Origin of the sequence: Chryseobacterium foetidum (genome assembly GCF_025457425.1) — a bacterium.
Classification (GTDB): domain Bacteria; phylum Bacteroidota; class Bacteroidia; order Flavobacteriales; family Weeksellaceae; genus Chryseobacterium; species Chryseobacterium foetidum.
Map to the genome: position 1 here is coordinate 3,535,961 of NZ_JAMXIA010000001.1, position 18,919 is coordinate 3,554,879.

15 protein-coding genes and 1 pseudogene are annotated in these 18,919 nt (G+C 36.4%); 10 read left to right on the forward strand and 6 right to left on the reverse strand.

Annotation, left to right across the window (positions count from 1 at the left end; genetic code table 11):
• Positions 1-92 precede the first annotated feature (92 nt).
• Positions 93-1,031: a tRNA epoxyqueuosine(34) reductase QueG gene (gene queG, locus NG809_RS16350; RefSeq protein ID WP_262152339.1), complete on the forward strand. Its 939-nt coding sequence runs from the start codon at positions 93-95 to the stop codon at positions 1,029-1,031.
• 440 nt (positions 1,032-1,471) lie between these two features.
• Here queG and NG809_RS16355 read toward each other — a convergent pair whose 3' ends face one another.
• The 4 genes from NG809_RS16355 to NG809_RS16370 all read right to left on the reverse strand — a co-directional run bounded on the left by NG809_RS16355 (position 1,472) and on the right by NG809_RS16370 (position 7,765).
• Positions 1,472-2,941: a TolC family protein gene (locus NG809_RS16355; protein WP_262152340.1), complete on the reverse strand. Its 1,470-nt coding sequence runs from the start codon at positions 2,939-2,941 to the stop codon at positions 1,472-1,474.
• A complete protein-coding gene (locus tag NG809_RS16360; RefSeq protein ID WP_262152341.1) occupies positions 2,934-6,095 on the reverse strand; it encodes an efflux RND transporter permease subunit in 3,162 nt (1,053 codons plus the stop codon). Before NG809_RS16360 ends, NG809_RS16355 begins: the two co-directional genes overlap by 8 nt.
• A gap of 15 nt (positions 6,096-6,110) precedes the next feature.
• Complete coding sequence (locus tag NG809_RS16365) at positions 6,111-7,196, reverse strand: efflux RND transporter periplasmic adaptor subunit (RefSeq protein WP_262152342.1); 1,086 nt, start codon at positions 7,194-7,196, stop codon at positions 6,111-6,113.
• A gap of 110 nt (positions 7,197-7,306) precedes the next feature.
• Complete coding sequence (locus tag NG809_RS16370; protein WP_262152343.1) at positions 7,307-7,765, reverse strand: hypothetical protein; 459 nt, start codon at positions 7,763-7,765, stop codon at positions 7,307-7,309.
• Between the two features lie 423 nt (positions 7,766-8,188).
• Between NG809_RS16370 and NG809_RS16375 the strand changes: the two genes are divergently transcribed.
• Positions 8,189-8,866 (forward strand): TIGR02117 family protein, encoded by a 678-nt coding sequence (locus NG809_RS16375; protein ID WP_262152344.1) that lies wholly within the window; start codon positions 8,189-8,191, stop codon positions 8,864-8,866.
• A gap of 103 nt (positions 8,867-8,969) precedes the next feature.
• Positions 8,970-9,362 (forward strand): hypothetical protein, encoded by a 393-nt coding sequence (locus NG809_RS16380; RefSeq protein ID WP_262152345.1) that lies wholly within the window; start codon positions 8,970-8,972, stop codon positions 9,360-9,362.
• Positions 9,363-9,470: 108 nt separating this feature from the next.
• Here the strand turns inward: NG809_RS16380 and NG809_RS16385 are convergent.
• Both NG809_RS16385 and NG809_RS16390 read right to left on the reverse strand, forming a co-directional pair.
• Positions 9,471-9,851: pseudogene (locus tag NG809_RS16385) on the reverse strand (cupin-like domain-containing protein); the annotation flags it as partial.
• Between the two features lie 12 nt (positions 9,852-9,863).
• A complete protein-coding gene (locus NG809_RS16390) occupies positions 9,864-10,349 on the reverse strand; it encodes a hypothetical protein (RefSeq protein ID WP_262152347.1) in 486 nt (161 codons plus the stop codon).
• Between the two features lie 156 nt (positions 10,350-10,505).
• Here NG809_RS16390 and kbl point away from each other — a divergent pair, with 156 nt between their 5' ends.
• The 7 genes from kbl to NG809_RS16425 all read left to right on the forward strand — a co-directional run bounded on the left by kbl (position 10,506) and on the right by NG809_RS16425 (position 18,909).
• Positions 10,506-11,702 (forward strand): glycine C-acetyltransferase, encoded by a 1,197-nt coding sequence (gene kbl / locus NG809_RS16395; protein ID WP_262152348.1) that lies wholly within the window; start codon positions 10,506-10,508, stop codon positions 11,700-11,702.
• Positions 11,703-12,630: 928 nt separating this feature from the next.
• Positions 12,631-14,427, forward strand: a complete 1,797-nt coding sequence (locus tag NG809_RS16400) for a type VI secretion system Vgr family protein (RefSeq protein ID WP_317619154.1) — start codon at positions 12,631-12,633, stop codon at positions 14,425-14,427.
• A gap of 45 nt (positions 14,428-14,472) precedes the next feature.
• Entirely contained in the window at positions 14,473-14,976 is a 504-nt protein-coding gene (locus NG809_RS16405; RefSeq protein ID WP_262152349.1) for a hypothetical protein, read from the forward strand.
• 127 nt (positions 14,977-15,103) lie between these two features.
• Entirely contained in the window at positions 15,104-16,171 is a 1,068-nt protein-coding gene (locus NG809_RS16410) for a DUF2931 family protein (RefSeq protein WP_262152350.1), read from the forward strand.
• Between the two features lie 21 nt (positions 16,172-16,192).
• A complete protein-coding gene (locus NG809_RS16415; protein ID WP_262152351.1) occupies positions 16,193-18,088 on the forward strand; it encodes a DUF2235 domain-containing protein in 1,896 nt (631 codons plus the stop codon).
• A gap of 48 nt (positions 18,089-18,136) precedes the next feature.
• Positions 18,137-18,796 (forward strand): hypothetical protein, encoded by a 660-nt coding sequence (locus NG809_RS16420; RefSeq protein WP_262152352.1) that lies wholly within the window; start codon positions 18,137-18,139, stop codon positions 18,794-18,796.
• Positions 18,784-18,909, forward strand: a complete 126-nt coding sequence (locus NG809_RS16425; RefSeq protein ID WP_262152353.1) for a hypothetical protein — start codon at positions 18,784-18,786, stop codon at positions 18,907-18,909. Before NG809_RS16420 ends, NG809_RS16425 begins: the two co-directional genes overlap by 13 nt.
• Positions 18,910-18,919: the final 10 nt, after the last annotated feature.

Genomic DNA, 18,919 nt, shown 5'->3' on the forward strand with positions numbered 1-18,919 from the left:
ATGTTGATAAAATGATTTTATGGATGCTTTAATTAATGTAAAATCAAAGTCACACAAATTTATAAAATAATCTTAGTTTTGCAAGGTAAATAATGAATGCCAACGCCGAAAAATACAGTCAGCTCATCAAATCCAAAGCAAAAAGTTTTGGCTTTCAGGATTGTGGCATTTCGAAGGCGGAATTTTTGGAAGAGGAAGCCAGACCACTCGAAAACTGGCTCAAAAATAACTACCATGGCGAAATGAAATACATGGAAAATCATTTCGACAAAAGGCTTGATCCGAGATTGTTGGTGGAAGGTTCGAAATCTGTTATTTCACTGTCTTATAATTATTTTCCTCAAGAAAAAATCTCCACCTTAGACAATTTTAAGATCTCAAAATACGCCTATGCCGAAGATTACCATGAAGTCATCAAAGAAATTTTGAGAGACATGGTTGCTGAACTTCAGGAAGAAATAGGGGAGTTTGCTTTTCGTGTTTTTGTAGATTCAGCGCCTGTTTTGGAGCGGAGCTGGGCAAAAAAATCAGGAATTGGCTGGGTTGGGAAAAATGCCAATTTAATTACAAAACAAAGCGGTTCGTTTTACTTTTTAGCTGAAATTATCTGTGATCTCGAACTTGAATCTGACTATCCTACAACCGACCATTGCGGGAGCTGCAGAAAATGTATCGACGCGTGCCCAACGGACGCTATTATTTCCGATAAACTTATAGACGGAAGCAAATGCATTTCCTATGCAACAATTGAATTGAAAAACGAAATTCCTGATTATTTTAAAGATAAAATGGATGACTGGATGTTTGGCTGCGACGTCTGTCAGGATGTCTGTCCGTGGAATCGTTTTGCCGCTCCGCACAATCAGTCTAAATTTAAACCAAATGATTTCCTTAAAAACCTGAAAAAAGGGGAGTGGAAGGAAATTACTCAGGAATTATTCTCTGAAATTTTTAGAAAATCACCTGTAAAACGTACAAAATTTGCGGGTCTGAAAAGAAATATTGATTTTTTAAATGGAAATTCAATTTGAACAATTTTAAACCATTAAGGTCATTAAATTCTTAAGTTTTATTAAGGATTTGCGAGCAAATTTTAAGCGAGATGTAAATATGGTTTAGTATATAATATTCAAATTCTCAAGTCTTTTCACGTAGTTTTAACGACATAGGAAGCGAAGGCGTTAAGAAATTTTGAATTTTCGTTAAGAAATTTCCACTTTTTGAGTGGCGGCAAAAATATTTCTTAATGATTTCAAGACGTTGTTTCCGCCCGAAACCTTTAGGTTCGACGACTGGAAGGAGTCAATTTGGAAATTTTAGGATTTAATTTAAATTTTTAGCGGAAGTTTCCAAGTCTTGAATTTTTGGTTCTTTTGTTTGACTCCGTCGAATCTTCGATTTCAAGACAAAGGAACAGAAAAAGCTGCCCCAATACATCAAGACAGCTTACGAAAAAAAACAATGATAATGATTATCTTTTAATGATGTTTGGGTTTGCAACAGGTTGCTGATCCCATCCACCGCCTAAACTTCTGTATAAACTTACAGTGGCTTTCAGTTGTTCTACTTTAGTTTCCACCAGTTCAAACTTAGCTTCCAGCGCATCTCTTTGGGTAAGTAAAACTTCCATATAATCTGCTCTGGCATATTTGAAAAGGTCATTAGAAATGTCAATAGACTTCGTTAAGGCATCCACTTCCTGAGATTTCAGCTCATAACTGCTCTGCAGATTTTTGATACTGGAAAGCTGATTGGTGACTTCCACATACGCATTCAGAATTTTCTGCTCATACTCAAAAGCTGCCTGTATCTGTCTTGCATTGGCGTTTGCATAACCTGCTTTGATTGCATTTCTATTGATGATCGGTGCGGTAAGATCGCCTACAAGATTAAATACCAAAGATTTAATATCAAAAATATAAGCAGGATTGTAAGCATTAAAACCAACTCCTGCGGTAATATCTAATGAAGGATAAAATCTCGCTTTTGCAGATTTCACATCAAATTTTGAAGCTGCCAACTGAAATTCTGCCTGTTTGATATCGGCTCTGTTTTCAAGTAAATCTGAAGGCAGTCCGGCAAAAACAGTTTGCGGAACAAGATTATCAAACTGATCTTCTGAGCGTTCCACGTGTTGAGGAAATCTTCCGACCAAATAATTAATTTTGTTTTCAGTCTCTGTGATTTTCTGACGGATTTCAAACTGCATAGATTGGGTTTTCAACACCTGAGCTTCAAATCTTTTTACGGCAAGCTCATTTCCTCTGGCATTTTGTTTTAAAATCTTAACGACACGAAAAGCATCATTCTGAATTTTAATATTTTGCTCCAGAATTTTTAATTCATTATCTAAAGCCAAAAGTTCATAATAGGAATTGGCAATTTCAGAAATAATATTGGTGACCATAAAATTTCGTCCCTCAACCGTTGAAAGGTATTTCTGAACCTGTGCCCGTGTTGCATTATGAAGTTTCCCCCAAATATCGGTTTCCCAATGGGCATAAGCACCGATTCCGAAATCAAAAAGAGGCTCCGGCATTTCTTTTCCAGGTCTGATTTCAGTATTTTTCTCCATCGCCCCGATATTGGTGTAGCGACCCACTTTATCAACGCCAACTCCGGCTTTTCCGCCAACAAAAGGAAGATATTCTCCTTTTCTCGCACGGATTTCATTTCTCGACATTTCCACTTCCTGAAGAGTGATATTCAGTTCCTGATTATTTTGCAAAGCGGTTTCTATTAAACTCTGCAGCTTTTCATCGGCAAAATATTCTTTCCAGCTCAGTTTTCCGGTGTTGGTGCTGTCGCTCACTGCTGTCCCGAAATTTTCAGGAACATTTTTGTTTTCTGCATGTTTCGCAACTTCCATAGGTTTGCAGGCAGCTAAACTTAGCATTAGAACCGAAAGGCCTGCGTATTTATATAATTTTTTCTTATTCATAATGGATCATATCATCTGTTAGAGGTAATGATTCTTCATTTTTAATCATTTTTCTGCCATCAGCCATTTTTCCGAATATATAGTATAATCCAGGAATGATGACAACGCCGAGCACCGTTCCGAAAACCATTCCGCCCATTGCTGATGCTCCGATGGTGTGATTTCCGATAGCTCCCGCTCCGTGTGCAAAGATCAGCGGAATCAAACCTGCGATAAATGCAAATGAAGTCATTAAAATAGGTCTGAAACGTGCTTTCGAACCTTCAATCCCTGCTTCAAAAATCGAAAGTCCTTCCTGCCTTTTATGGACGGCAAATTCTACAATCAGAACAGCATTTTTACCCAAAAGACCAATCAACATAATGAGCCCGACCTGTGCGTAAATATCGTTCTGAAGTCCCATCGCTTTCAGTAAAAAGAAGGAACCGAAAATCCCGACGGGTAGCGATAAAATCACGGCAAACGGAAGGATGAAACTTTCGTACTGCGCCGCCAAAACCAGATAAACGAAAATCAGAACGACTAAAAAGACATAGACAGATTCATTTCCTTTTTTAGCTTCGTCAAAAGAAAGTCCTTCCCAGGCCACTTTATAACCATGAGGTAAATTTTTTGCGGCTACTTCATTAATTGCTTTAATCGCATCTGCAGTGGTGTAACCGTCAGAAGGAAGTCCACGAATCGCTGCAGAATTGTACATGTTGTAGCGCGTGATTTCATTCGGTCCCTGCGTTTTCTTCATGCTCATAAATGCGGAGTAGGGAACCATTTCGTCTCTGTCGTTTTTTACATAAAGATTTAAAATGTCTGTAGGCAGTTTTCTGAATTCAGGACCGGACTGTACATATACCTTAAAGAATTGCCCGAATCTGATGAAGCCCTGTTCGTAGGTACTACCCACTAAAATATTCAGGTTTTCCATTGCTTTTCCGATAGAAACGCCTTTCTGCATAGCGGCATTATTATCGAAAACCAATTCATATTGCGGATAATTTGCTGCGAAAAAGGTGAAAACTCCGGTCAGTTCTTTTCTTTTTTTAAGTTCATTGATGAAAGATTTATTTACTTTATCAAAATCCTGATAATCTGTAGTTCTGTTCATGTCTAAAAGTCTCATCGAGAAACCGCCAGACGATCCAAAACCGGGAACAGCAGGAGGTTCAAAGAATTCAATCGTGGCACCGAGTCCTTTGGTTTTTTCTTCCATTTCTTCCATTACTTCTTTCACAGAATGTTCACGGTCGCCCCAGGTTTTAAGGTTGATTAGGCACGTTCCGGCATTCGAACCACGACCTTCCGTCATAATTTCGTAACCGGCAAGTGAGGAAACAGATTCCACACCATCAACCTTCATACAGATGGCCTGTAAATCTCTCGATACCTTGTTCGTCTGCTCTAAAGTAGAACCCGGCGGCGTCTGGATAATCGCATAAATTGTTCCCTGATCTTCACTTGGGATAAATCCACCAGGTAACGTTTTGTTTTCAATAAAAATCCCTACACAAAAAACGGCAAGAATTCCCCAGGTAAGTCCTTTTCGGCTCACAATTTTTCTCAGGAATGAAGTGTATTTTCCTGTCAGTTTATCAAAACCTCTGTTGAAGGAATCGATAAATCTTGTAAACAGATTCTTTTTCTTTTCCTGACCGTGATTATTCTTTAAAATCATCGCTGCAAGAACCGGAGTAAGCGTTAAAGCAACTACTGCTGAAATCACAATTGCACTCGCCATCGTTATAGAAAACTGACGGTAGAAAGTTCCCACAGGTCCTGTCATAAATGAAATCGGTAAGAATACTGAAACCATTACTGCAGTAATTGCGATAATCGCTCCTGAAATTTCACCCATTACCTCTTTCACAGCTAAATAAGGAGTGAGGTGTTTTTCTTCCATTTTTGCGTGAACGGCTTCCACGACGACAATGGCATCATCCACCACAATTCCAATGGCGAGAACCAAAGCAAAAAGTGTCACCAGGTTTATTGACAATCCACACAATTGAATGAAAAAGAACGCTCCAATCAGTGAAACAGGCACGGCGATAATCGGAATTAATGTAGACCTCCAGTCACCTAAAAAGATGAAAACCACGATGGCTACGAGAATAAAAGCATCTCTCAAAGTATGAACCACCTGCTCAATGGAAGCGTCCAAAAACTGAGAAACGTCATAGGAAACTTTGTAATCCACGCCTGGCGGGAAGTTCGGACGCATTTCTTCGAGTTTGGCTTTTACTTCTTTGATAACGTCATTGGCATTACTTCCGTAGTTTTGTTTTAAAACAATGGATGCCGACGGATGCCCGTCAAGATTAGAATAAATATCGAAAAATTCACTTCCCAGCTCAACTTTTCCAACGTCTTTTAATTTTACATTTTCACCTTCGGAATTGGCTCTTACGATAATGTTTTCGTACTGTTCAGGAGTGTTGTACTGACCTTTATAAGTTAGAACATATTCTAAAGACTGAGCTTCAATCCCTGAACTTTGACCAATTCTTCCGGGACGTCCGATGATGCTCTGTTCGCCAATAGCCTTCATTACTTCATCTGTCGAAATATCGTAAGCACGCATTCTATCGGGATTCAGCCAGATACGCATCGCATATCTTCGGCTACCTAAAATTTGAGATTTTGCAATTCCATGAATACGGTTGATTTCAGGAATAATATTGACTGTGGCATAGTTGTAAAGAAACTTCTCATCCATGCTTTTGTTTTTGCTGTAAAGGTTCACATACATCAACATACTCGGCTGAATCGGGTTCACTACAACACCTTCTTTCTGTACCAAAATTGGTAGAAGCGGCATCACCTGGTCAATTCTTGTTTTAACCAAAACTACCGCCTGGTTGGGATCTGTTCCAGGCTCAAAAACTACGTTGACGGTAGCTTCGCCGGCACTTGTTGCGTCACTCGTTACATAACGCATTCCCTGCACACCGTTGATGGCATTTTCGATGGTAATTAAGGAAGATTTAACCAAAACATCAGCACTTGAACCTGGATAAGCTATGGTTACAGCAACTGTAGTCGGGGCAATCTGCGGAAACTGCTCGGTAGGAAGCTGTTTTATGGAAAGACCACCTACAAAGAGGATGATCACCGATATTACTATTGCAAATACCGGTCTGTGTATTATTTTTTTAAACATGATTTTCTGATTGGGTTACTCTGCGTACAGATCAAGATTTGACAATACTTTCTGTGGAGCGATGAACTGGGTTTTGATTTTCTGGTTTTCTGAAACCATTCTCAAACCTTCCAGTAAGATTCTGTCATCTTTCTGCAATCCGGACTGTACAACATAAATGTGCGGAAGTTCTGCAGCAACCTTAATTTCACGGGCTTTTACCACGTTGTCTTTTGTGATGACATAAACGTATTTTTTCTCAAGCTCTTCATAAGTTGCTTTCTGAGGAATCAGCATCGCATTTTTGAATGGAGTAGTGATCATAATGTTACCCGTCTGTCCGTAACGAAGGAGTTTTTCAGGGTTTAAAAATGTGGCTCTGTAGGCAATATTTCCGGTTTCATTGTCGAAATCTGATTCGATGGTTTCCACGATTCCGTCCTGATTAAACATTTGTCCGTTGGCCATCTGGAGTTTAACATGAAGTTTTTCTCCATTTTTACTGTTTCCTAACTGGCTTAAATATTCAGCTTCAGGAACATTGAAGTAAACCCACATTTTGCTGTTGTCTGAAAGTTCGGTAATCAAATCTCCATCATCGACAAGACTTCCAACTCTCACGTGGAAACGCCCAACAATTCCGCTGAACGGAGCACGGATTTCTGTAAACTGAAGGTGCGTCTGCATCGTGGCAACTTCTGCCTGAGCCTTTTCATATCTTGCTTTTGCCATAGCCTTTTCCTGTGGAGCAACAATGTCTTTATCAGCAAGATTTTTAGTATTTTGATATTCAATCTGAGAATATCTGGCCTCCGCCTGAGCTTTGCTTACGTCTGCCTGATACAGATTTGCCTGAATTTTAAAAAGAATTTGACCTTTCTGTACAAACTGACCTTCGTCAACGTACACTTTTTGAATATAACCTTTTTCCTGAGCCCGAAGCTCGATGTGATTGATAGAACGGATTTGCGCCACATAGGCTTTGTCGATGAGTGTGTCCTGTACGAGCGGACTTGTAATTTTGTAGGTCGTCGCTTCGGTTTTTTCCTCTTTTTCAGAATGACAGCTTGCCAAAACCAAAGACAGACACATGCTTACATACATAAGACTTTTCTTAACCATTATCATGAGTAAGTTTTTTTTACGGTAAATTATTTGAAATAAACTGAGAATACTTCTGCGACAACAGATATTGATGTGCAGGAAAGTTTTAGTAAAAAATACTCATGAAATCACAATCTGTAAACGCTGTACTGTATATACAGTGGATCTACAGGAAAGTTTTGAAAATCTGAATGTGCAAAGTAAACTGCACTTTTGTTGGTGTGAAATGTATTGACAAATGCAAAAACGGCAGTCCGGAGATGTGCTTTTGCAATTTTTAAAAATTCGGAACTGGATTCTGTTTCAGAACTGTCTTCATCTTCAGAATCAGAGTCTGTCAGTTCTCCCAAAATGTGCTGCTGCTGAGGATAATCTCTTGTGTATTGAGACGAACTTCTGTGCGGAACTGCAAATTTATTGTGTTGGGAATGCTGTTTTTTTTCTGCAGATGCACTGCGGAAAGTGGGAATCTCTCTTTTGGAAACTGCCTTTACGACGTGTTTGCGACTGTGCAGAGAACCCGTGCCTCCGCAAGCCAGAATCACAAGCAGTAAAAAGAAAAAATATTGGTAGAGACTTCTTTTCATTCCGGCAACAAAGGTAGATAATGCTTTAATTTTGAATTTAAACTAAAGATTAAAAAAATATTAAAAATGAAGGTCGGGGAAATTTTTAGGGAGACAATTCCCTTAAAGCTGTTGAGAGACAGTTTTTTGTGTAAAAATAAAAGGGGTTAAGAATCCGGACAATATTTTTTGATATTGTCATTTCCCTTTCAGAGAACGTAGAATAAAGAATTTATCTGGCCAGATAAAAATTTAAGAAGAAAAAAATCAGCGTCTTGTCTGTTTTCTTTTTGGAGCAATTTTCACTCTTAACTTAAATTTTTTCTGAGATTTGCTTTTTTTCTGCATATTTGTGGAGATTTGTTTTCTAAAGATAAAAAATTCTCATCTTTTCGCAAAACTTTTCGTGCAAAACTATTTGTGAAATTTTATTAATAATTCAAGATGAAAAAAATGATCTTTATTCTATTAAAAGCAATAGGAATATTGTTAGGTATTATTCTCCTTTATGCTCTGTTGGCGTGGCTTTTACCATTCATTGAAACTTCCGAAAAGAAAACCAGCGATCCTAAAAATATCCCGATCTACATCTACACCAACGGCGTGCATACAGATATTGTGATGCCTGTGAAAAACAATATCACAGACTGGAGTGAAAAAATCAGTTTTGAAAATGTAAAATCAAAGAAAACTGATTATAAATATGTGGGAATAGGATGGGGTGACAAGGGTTTTTATCTCGACACGCCAACGTGGGCAGACCTTAAAGCTTCAACCGCTTTCAAAGCGGCTTTTTGGTTGAGTGAATCGGCGATGCACTGCAGCTTTTACAATGAAATGAAAGAAGCAGATGACTGTAGAAAAATAATGGTTACTGAGCAGCAATATCAGGATTTGGTGAATTTTGTTGATGCTAAATTCGATAAGGATGCCAAAGGAAATTATATGTTTGTAAAAACCGATGCCGTGTACGATGATAACGACGCTTTCTATGATGCCAAAGGAACTTACAGTTTTCTGTACACCTGCAACACATGGTCGAATGATGCCCTGAAAGCTGCCGGACAAAAAGCTGCATTCTGGACGGCTTCAGATGTCGGGATTTTCCAGCATTATAAGTAGTTTTTTAAATTAAAAACGATAATTTATTTAAATTTTTCAGTAAATTTTAGTTTTCGTTTAAATTTTTTATTAAATTTATTCAACTAATCAACAAACATTTACCATGAAAAACTTTAAATTATTTGTAACCGGAATGATCCTTTTCACTGCTGGTTTATTAATGTCATGCACAGGATCTGGAACGAAATCGCTGGAAGGAACCAGTTGGAAAGGGATGGCCAATATTCCTGAACCCAATGAAATTGTGTTGAAATTTACGAAGACGCATTGCGAAGCTTACTTAAAAGATGCCATGATAGAAAGCATGAAATATACACAGAAAGGAAAAGATATTCATTTTGAAAAAGTATCCGGAGGCTCGCCCTGCGCTGTTGGATCGGAAGGAGATTACACTTTTGAGATCACAGGAGATAAAATACATTTCACCTCTGTGAATGACAAATGTGTAAACCGCGTCAATACTTTTAAAGAAGCCGTTTTTACAAGCCAGAATTAATATTTAAATAAAATGAAAATTACAAAGACTTCCGTTAAGAGGTCTTTTTTATGTTTTAATACTGAAAATAATTCCGGAACTGAAATAGTCATTTTTAAAACTAAAAGTTTAAATCTGAAAACTTTTCTGTCTTTTTATTGCTCGGTTGGCTTTTCTGATTGCCTTTCTCACTTTAAAATCAAACCATTTTTCTTTAAATAAATTCCGCATTGCATTATCAAAATGGCGGATGAGAACCAGATTTTTAAAACCACGCCACTTTTCTAGCCAGCTGGAAGGCAAAGCCCTTACCGAAACAGAGTAGCCTTCGGTTTCATATTGAATATAATGCCACCATCCGGACGGAATGTACAGCGTTTCACCAGGTTTTATAACTGCTTCGTAGCCATTCACAAACCTCAAACCTGGAAATTCTGCATAATCCGGCTCTTTTACATTGGTGATGCTGTGAAAATTGTAGGGAAGTTTATACAGCAAATCCGACTGTTCCCAGGGAAAAAGTCAGATCTTTTTAATGCCCTGAAACTGTGTAATAAACACGTGAGACATATCGATGTCGACGTGATTTCTCGTTATGGATCCTTCTCCACCAAAAAACATAAAGGGAAGCCATTTTAAAATTTTTCCATTCGTAACATCATTGTAATGAATGTCGTCTTTGAGTTCTGGCTTGATATTCAGTAAATTAAAAAGAAACAGACGGTTCTCAGTAGGTGTTGAAACAATGAGATCAAGATATTCTGAGAAAGTACTTTGACCAATCGGTTTGCTGGCGACGCGGTCTAAAGATTCAATTTCGCTTCCGTAAATATTGATTTTTTGATTGCCGGCAATTTCTTTGAAATATTGATAATTCCATTTTTGAAATGCAGGACTTTTGGGATCAACAAAATCTTCAAGAATTATAGGTTTTGCACGGTTCAGATGGTTTTTTAAAAAGTCTTTGGATGATATATTTTTGATTTTTTGTACCTCAGATAATCTCATTGTATGGATTTTAAAGAAGCAAATATAACAAATAGTCTACCAAAATTATAGACTAATTAATAAAATTAATCATGTATATTCTTACAGAATGAGATGATAAATGGGAGGAGTTTAGTCTGATTTTATTAAATTAGCACACCTAAAAATTATCAAAAAATGATCTCTACAAAGTATCTTGAAAACCTACAGAACGAATTACAGAATATCGAGAACGATGGTCTTTTTAAAAAGGAAAGAATCATCACGTCACAGCAAAGTGCCGAAATAGAAGCCAACGGCAAGAAACTTCTGAATTTCTGTGCCAACAATTACCTTGGTTTATCAAACAATCCGGAAGTAATGAAAGCTTCTCAGGATATGATACAGTCTCACGGTTACGGAATGTCTTCTGTACGTTTTATCTGCGGAACTCAGGATATTCACAAGCAGTTGGAGCAAAAAATTGCAGAATTTTTAGGCCTTGAAGATACCATTTTGTACGCAGCCTGTTTTGATGCCAACGGCGGTGTTTTCGAACCACTTTTTACTGAAGAAGATGCGATTATTTCGGATGAATTGAACCACGCATCGATTATTGACGGCGTTCGTTTATGCAAGGCAGCGAGATACCGTTATAAAAATAACAATATGGAAGATCTTGAAGCACAGTTGATTGCTGCTTCTGAAAAGAATCACAGATTTAAAATCATCGTTACAGACGGCGTTTTTTCTATGGACGGAATCGTTGCAGACTTAAAAGGTGTTTGTGATCTTGCTGATAAATATGATGCTTTGGTAATGGTAGACGATTCTCATGCAACAGGTTTTATCGGAAAAACAGGTCGTGGAACGCACGAAGCCAACGAAGTAATGGGTAGAGTAGACATCATTACATCCACTTTAGGAAAGGCTTTGGGTGGAGCTTTGGGTGGATTTACTTCCGGTAAAAAAGAGATTATTGATATGCTGAGACAGCGTTCAAGACCGTATTTATTTTCAAATTCATTGGCGCCTGGAATTGTTGGGGCAGCTTTGAAAGTTTTGGATATGATTTCAGACGATACTTCGCTTCGTGACAAGGTAATGGAAAATGCAGAATATTTCAGAGCTGAAATGAAATCCAGAGGTTTTGATATTCCGGATGGTGACGCTGCGATTGTTCCGGTGATGTTGTACGACGCGCCTTTGGCTCAGAAAATGGCTGAAAAGCTTATGGATGAAGGCATTTACGTGATCGGATTCTTCTATCCCGTTGTTCCGAAAGGAAAAGCGAGAATCAGAGTTCAGCTTTCTGCAGCGCATACGAGAGAACACCTTGACAAAGCAATTGCTGGATTTACAAAAGTAGGGAAAGAGCTTGGTGTGATTTCTTAATTAAAAAGACATGTTCTTCTACATTTGTAGAATAAAACAGAATTTCTATATTTACAGAAATTCTGTTTTTTTATGTTTAAAACTTTAATAATCATTTCTTTGTCCATTTTCATTTTTGTTTCGTGCCAGACAAAAAAAAATAAATCAATACAAGATGCTTTCAGATAAATCCCAACAACGCCACGGAAAGTGGAAGCTATAGTATTCTGGGGCAGATGGTAAATATACAGACATAGGCAGATACAGAAAAGGTGAAAGGGTAGGTGTTTGGAGAACTATTTTTCAAGATAAATTATATCAAAAAGATAAAATCAGAAAGTCGATTACCAAAACTAAACTGTACTATCCAAACGGGAAACTGATGGAAAAAGGTCAATCTAGAGTGGATGTTTCCGACAATGAAAGACACTGGTATTATTTCGGTAACTGGAAATTTTATGATTAAAACGGAAAATTAAAATATATCAAAAAATACGTTAAAGGCAGACCAGTTGACAGTATTTCTTTTGTTAAAGAAAGGTAATATCCGGCATACTTTTTAATTTCTTAACCATTTTAAAAACTTTAGCCAGATTTAATTTTAAGCTGTCAGATAATTTGAAATAAAAACCAACTTTACTACTAAAAGTTCATATCTACAAACTTGGTAGCAACAATTAAACATAATTTTAAGTTCAATCATTTTAATTTATATTTTATTGATTTTCAAAATATTAATTTCGTAAACTAATTTTTAATTTTCATTTTTCATCCATCAGAATCGTAGAACTACTACAATTTTTAATTTTTTTAAAAAAAGGGTTCTAATTCTCGCAAAGGTTATTTAATTTTAGTGAAGATTTTTAAACCAAACACAAATCGATATGAAAAATAGAATGACCAATGCAGACAGAATTGCAGAAAATCACATTGCAGAAATCAGCGTGTGGTGAAATTGGAAATTATCGTAGAAGGAAAAGTTATAAAACACTTCAAACATTTTAAGCTCAATCAAAGCGCAAAAACTCACCACCAATTCGAACTAACTTTAGCCCATGATTCACTTGGTGACAGACAAAATCATGACCTTCAGGAGGCTCAGAATTTTTTAGGAAAACGTCTTACCGTAGTCTTTAAATATAAAGATGCAGAAAACGAAAGCCCGGAAAGAACTTTTGTCGGCATTATTACCAAAGTAGCTTACAGCCAGGAAAAAATGAGCTTAGGAAATGTGGTACTCAAAGGTTTCAGTCCGACTATTTTAATGGATTCCGCGCCCCATACACAGAGTTTCGGAGGCGATCAGAGCGTGAATACTTCAATTATTGCTGAAAAAATCATCAAAGAAACCATGGGCTCCAATAAGTTTGACTATGTGGTTGATGCCCAAAACAAAGCCTACATCAATTACAGTGCGCAGTATAAAGAAACGCACTATAACTATTTGGCGAGACTGGCAGAAGCTTATGGAGAGCAGTTTTTTTTTTATGGTGAAGTGATTTACTTTGGTAAACTTCCGTCAGGCGACAAACCCATTCGTCTGACCTACGGAAGTAATGTGGGAGATATTTGTGTAGAATTAAAAGCCGTTCACACAAAACCAGAATTTTTCGGCTACAACAGCAGTAAACATGAAAAACTGCAAAGCTCGACGGCACAAATCAAACATTTGGGACAGCTGGCGAATCAGGCCTACCAGACGAATCAGGAAATTTTTAAAACAAATTCACTGGTTCCCTCTCCTGTGAATGCCAACCTTCCCTTAGACTTAGACGACTCTCAGAAGGGAGCAGCGGGAAGTGCAGCCGTGGAAGTATTTACCATATCGGGAACCACTAGTGTTCCTTTCCTGCATCCCGGCTGTGTAGCTGATATCGAGATGCGAAAATCAGACAGCAACAAGACCTCTTATTTTACAAAACTGATGATTACAAAAGTTTCTCATGAGGTAAATACCAGAGGTTTTTACACCGGATCTTTTGAGGCCATCGCAGAAGGCACGGGCTTTTTGCCAAAACCCGACTTCACCATTCCTTCAGCAGAACCACAGATTGCAACAGTCATCTCAAACACAGACCCTCTAAACCAAGGTCGCATTCAGGTAAAATTTGACTGGCAGATGAATGACACCACCCATTTCATCAGAATGATGAGCCCCGATGCCGGCGGTACAGATGCCATCACCCGAAACCGAGGATATGTTGCCATTCCCGAAGTGGGCGACCAGGTAATGGTAGATTTCGAATACCATCACCCCGATTTTCCTTTTGCCATGGGTGGTATGTTTCATGGGCAGGTTGGTCTTGGAGGCGGTGTGAATAATCACATGCGCTCTATCCAAACCAAAAGTGGTATCAAGGTTTTAATGAATGATGACGAAAAAAGCGTAACCATCTTAGATCCTAGCGGAAATACGTATTTTATGGATGGGAATGGGAATATTACCGTTACGGCACCGAAGAATATGACCTTTAATGCGGGTGAAAATTTAAACATTAACGTTGGAAAAGATATGAAAACCAATGTAGGGAATGATAACAGCATCAATATTCAGAATAACCATCAGTTTAGCTCACTTAATTATAAGCAAACCGTGAGTGAAAATAAGACCATTAATGTAACAGGTGACCTGAAAGAAACAACGTCTACTACCACACATCTGGCAAAAAACGGAGATATTTTAATTCAAAGTTCTGGAGTTGCCAAGATATTAGGAAAGATTGATGCTAAAGTAAATAAAGGATAAAACTTGACTGAAGGTTTTTTAAAATTTTAAATTATTTGAAAATTCATGAAATACTCAATTCTTACAGTTCTTTTAGTGCTGTTCACTTCAGCTTTCTACAGATCACAACAGATAAGATTTCCTGAGGGTTTTATTTTGGGAAAGCAAGATTTTTTAAAAGATCAAATTTTTATCTCAACAAACTTATTAGTACAAAACGGATTTGATGTCAAAAAAAATCCGGACGTCACAGAAAACAAAAAAGTAATATCACAATTTGCAGAAAATTTCAATTTAGAAGATATAAGCAAGATTTATTTTGAAATTTATGCAGATAAAGTAAATCAAAACGAAGAAGGCATCTCTATAGCTGTACTGGAATTTAAGACCATAGATAAACTGAAAAATAACATGAAGACTGTAGATGAAATTGGATTGTTTATTCCAATCTATTTTGTGATTGATAATTACGTTATTGTGATATATAGCGAAAATCGATATTTAATAAACAAAATATCCAATTTTTATACGGAAAGATTAGGGGCAAAATATTATTCTCCTAAAAAGTGAAGAATTTCTGTTAAGAGAAAATTACAGAGAGTGAAAAGTGAAAAAAAATGAAATTTAGTTTCGGAATATTTTTCGATATTAATAAAAATAATCTTAAACAATAATAAGTAAAGCAATTACCTATTTATTGAGCCTACTATTCTTTATCTCCATTTCATGTCAGGAAAAGAATACGACTAAAAAATTAAAAACGATGACAAAATATGAATGGACAGAAGGTACATCTGCACCTTTAGGTTATCCTATGGAAGTATACAAAGGTGGAATGGAGTATGAAGGCAACGGCTGGGTTAGTTTAGGTTTTGGGATTGTCCCTGGACGTTACGGATGGGGGTCTGTGAATCATGGGATGAACAGCGGTCTAAAGGGGTTGCCAACACGTTTGGATTTTATTTGGATGTCTTATATGGAAAACCAGTTTTACCTGATAGATACCGATATCGATACCGAAAAAATAAGAGAATATTTTAGTAAAGGATATGACATTAAAGGGGCAAGTGGGAAAACGCAACATTTAAATTATAATGAAATATGTGTTGGGATGGCTCCCGGCGGTGTTGTGGTTGTTTGGGTAGTAGGAGTTGGCTGGCAAAAAGAAGTTGGAAGGTATCAAGGAAAAAAAGTAACTATTCCTGAATCTGAAATTGCCACATTAGACAGTCATCAAAATCGTTTTTGGAGGAAGGATTATTTGGATATAGTACATACAAGTGATAAGATTATTCCTAAAAAAGTACAAGAAGAAAACAAAGGAAAACCTATACCATTCGGGATTTGGGATGTTTATAGAACAAGATTTTCTTGGAAACCTGTATTTGAACTTCCTGTGGGCGTAAAACTTCATCCATCAACAATGGTTAGTATTGATTTGATAAATGGTGAGCATGAGAAATTTGACGGATTAAAAATGCCATTATCAGATTATGATAAACGGGCCATTCCAACATCTGTCTCCATGACAGTTTTAGACAAAGATAATAATAGATATGGAGCCTCTTGCGAAATGAATGAAAATTCGAGTTTTGAAGCGTTCAATAAAGTTTTTGGAGATGATCCTGAAAGTACTAAAGCAGAACTTGTCGTAAATGTGAATGAAGCTTTCAGTTTTTTTACCATTAAATTAAAAGGTGAAAACGGGAAAGAGGCATTCATTAAGACAGACAGTGTAGAAATGTTTAAATCTAAGAAGAAATAATTAAATATTAATTATCATAATATGGGAAAAACATTTGTTTATAACACAGGCAATGCAAAATCTTCAATTGATAATTTACAACTGGAAGTAGGTGTTTTCTTTGATGGTACCTTAAATAACCTTAAAAATACGGAGCTTCGACAAAAGTATAAAGACGGGAAGAATAAAATAGAAAGCACAGATTCTGATGAAGAGGTCTTGAGAAAAGAAAAATTATTAAATGAAGCTACACAAAATCAACAAGAAGAATATGAAAACAGAAAAATGAAGAGGGATGATCCTGAGACTGGGAGCGAGAGAGATCAATATCTTAAAGCAATCTACAGAAGCAAACTGGATAGGCAAGGCGTGGATAATAGTTTTAGCAATGATTTCACAAATGTTGCCAGGCTGTATAAATGCTGCGAGCAGGATAAATATGCAATCTACGTTGAAGGAATAGGAACAGTAGATAATCGAAGAGATGTAGATGACGGTTTTCAATATGGATCAGGATTTACAGGAGTAAGAGGAAAAGTGAGACTTGGATGTTCAAGATTAGCTGACAGAATAAAAGTATTAATTGATCAAAAATCAAATGAAAATAAAGACTTAGATATCATCTACATTGACGTTTTCGGATTCAGCAGAGGAGCAGCTGCTGCCAGAAATTTCTCTTACGAAATCAACGGAAACAAAAGACCTGAAGACATAGAAATAAAAACTGCCAGAAAATTAGTTGGTTACAGAAATAGCAGATCCTACGGAAACGATGGCGTTATCCCTGAATATGAAACCATTTGGATTGATAAAGATAATACAGAAGTAGATCCGGATTTCCTTGTAGATGGAAGGTTGCCAAAATTTGGTTTTTTAGGATACTATCTGTTAAGTAAGGATATTTTGACTAAGGAAGAACTCAATAATTTAGATTTACAAGTCCGTTTTATAGGAGTTTACGATACTGTTTCCTCGTATGAGGAATTTGGTAATATGGGTACAGTAAAAAGAGTAGGTGTAAAAGGAACAGTTCATTCAACAATGGGTTCTGGTCATTATTTCGGAAATGATGTAGAACAGCTACAATTAAAAAATCCCGGACCTTTTTTGAAAGCTGTACATTTTACGGCAATGAACGAACATCGTGAAAATTTTTCCCTTACCAAATTTCCGGGCAGTCTGGAAAAAGAATTCCCGGGTGTACACTGCGATATAGGTGGTGCTTATGAAAGCGGAATGGAAGTAGTAGATGAAATTGAGACTTCCAATCATAAACCTCTGTGGTTTCTTAATAATAGACGACAGCATTTAATAGATGAACATTGGTTTAAAGACGAACAAATAGAGATCAATAATAAACTTTGGAATGCTCTTACCATGGGTACTGTGTATAGCAAAATTACAGGTAAACGTTTTTTGAGAAAAGAATATAGCTACATTCCGCTTCATTTTATGGAAAAGTTGGGTGAAAATTATTATTCACATCAAATCATTTTGCCGATAGAAAATACTTTTTCTATTGAAAGTGACCAATATTTACCATCAGCTAAAAATTATTTATACCATTATGTTTTTGAAAACGGAGAGAAATGGAATTTTAAAACAGATGAACAAGTAAAGCTTGAAAGAGAATTAAAAGAAACGGAACGTCTAAAAGCAGAAACAACTGCTGCTGCGATTGATAACGTGTATGTAAAACCACGATTGGAAGTTCCTATACTACTTCCAGAATCAGAGAAAGAAATCATCAAAAATCAACCAAAATTCGATGAAAACGGAAATGAAATTAAAACGGTTGAAATAGAAGGTGTTACCGTGACAGGATATTCTAAACAAACTCTATTAAGAATCTTAAGGAATAAATATTTGCATTGGTCGGCAAACAGAGATTGGTTGGGGATGGATCCTAACAGTAATTATGAACGACAAATATATTAGCAAAAAATAATGGATATTTTGCAGAACTTACATCAAAAAGTATACAGGTTGGAAACTATTGTTAAAGAGCAGAAAAATATATTTTACCTGATTGAGAAGAAATATGTAAGAAATGTAGAGATTTATTATTTAGGAAATATTGATGAAAGACATCATTTTCAAGTTTTGGTTGTTGAATTCGAATTTTCTGAAGAAGATACAGCAAGGACAAGATTACTGAAAAAAGTCAGCTATTTATTTGATGAATTGGAATTGACAGTCGACGATTCAGGAAATATTTTAACAGTAGAAAATTTACTGTTTCTACGTTTAAGGTGGGCAAAAATACAGTCGGAATTATTCGAATTTCATAAAGGAGAACCTATAAATAATTATTTCAATGAATTAAACAGCGTATTGAATAGTGAAGCTAAACTGATCGAGTTTTTGTCGGGTTATAAAATGTTTGGTTTGCTTTTTAACGGATTGTTGAATTCATTTCAGAATACAAAAAACAGACATTCACCAGAAGGTTTTACAGAAGTTCTATCAATAAATACGGATGAAGAAAAAAGACGAATTAAAATAACAGCAGAAAATATTCAAAATACAGAAATAAATCAGTTTCAAGGAATATTGAAATACAGAAAGAATATTTACGAAGAAGGTTTTATAGAAATTAAAAAACACAATTACCATTTAAAACATTCATTATTATGGATAGGTTAAATAATAACGAATCCGGTTCTTTGGAAAACATCACTGACAATGAAAATCAAAACCAATTTTCTGATGAATCTACGACATTAAATGATACAGATTTAAAATACGACATTAAATGATACAGATTTA

What these genes read in the sequence shown, in the direction of transcription:
- queG (WP_262152339.1), top strand. Translation starts at nt 93, where the DNA reads ATGAATGCCAACGCCGAAAAATACAGTCAGCTCATCAAATCCAAAGCA.
- NG809_RS16355 (WP_262152340.1), bottom strand. Translation starts at nt 2,941, where the DNA reads ATGAATAAGAAAAAATTATATAAATACGCAGGCCTTTCGGTTCTAATG.
- NG809_RS16360 (WP_262152341.1), bottom strand. Translation starts at nt 6,095, where the DNA reads ATGTTTAAAAAAATAATACACAGACCGGTATTTGCAATAGTAATATCG.
- NG809_RS16365 (WP_262152342.1), bottom strand. Translation starts at nt 7,196, where the DNA reads ATGGTTAAGAAAAGTCTTATGTATGTAAGCATGTGTCTGTCTTTGGTT.
- NG809_RS16370 (WP_262152343.1), bottom strand. Translation starts at nt 7,765, where the DNA reads ATGAAAAGAAGTCTCTACCAATATTTTTTCTTTTTACTGCTTGTGATT.
- NG809_RS16375 (WP_262152344.1), top strand. Translation starts at nt 8,189, where the DNA reads ATGAAAAAAATGATCTTTATTCTATTAAAAGCAATAGGAATATTGTTA.
- NG809_RS16380 (WP_262152345.1), top strand. Translation starts at nt 8,970, where the DNA reads ATGAAAAACTTTAAATTATTTGTAACCGGAATGATCCTTTTCACTGCT.
- NG809_RS16390 (WP_262152347.1), bottom strand. Translation starts at nt 10,349, where the DNA reads ATGAGATTATCTGAGGTACAAAAAATCAAAAATATATCATCCAAAGAC.
- kbl (WP_262152348.1), top strand. Translation starts at nt 10,506, where the DNA reads ATGATCTCTACAAAGTATCTTGAAAACCTACAGAACGAATTACAGAAT.
- NG809_RS16405 (WP_262152349.1), top strand. Translation starts at nt 14,473, where the DNA reads ATGAAATACTCAATTCTTACAGTTCTTTTAGTGCTGTTCACTTCAGCT.
- NG809_RS16415 (WP_262152351.1), top strand. Translation starts at nt 16,193, where the DNA reads ATGGGAAAAACATTTGTTTATAACACAGGCAATGCAAAATCTTCAATT.
- NG809_RS16425 (WP_262152353.1), top strand. Translation starts at nt 18,784, where the DNA reads ATGGATAGGTTAAATAATAACGAATCCGGTTCTTTGGAAAACATCACT.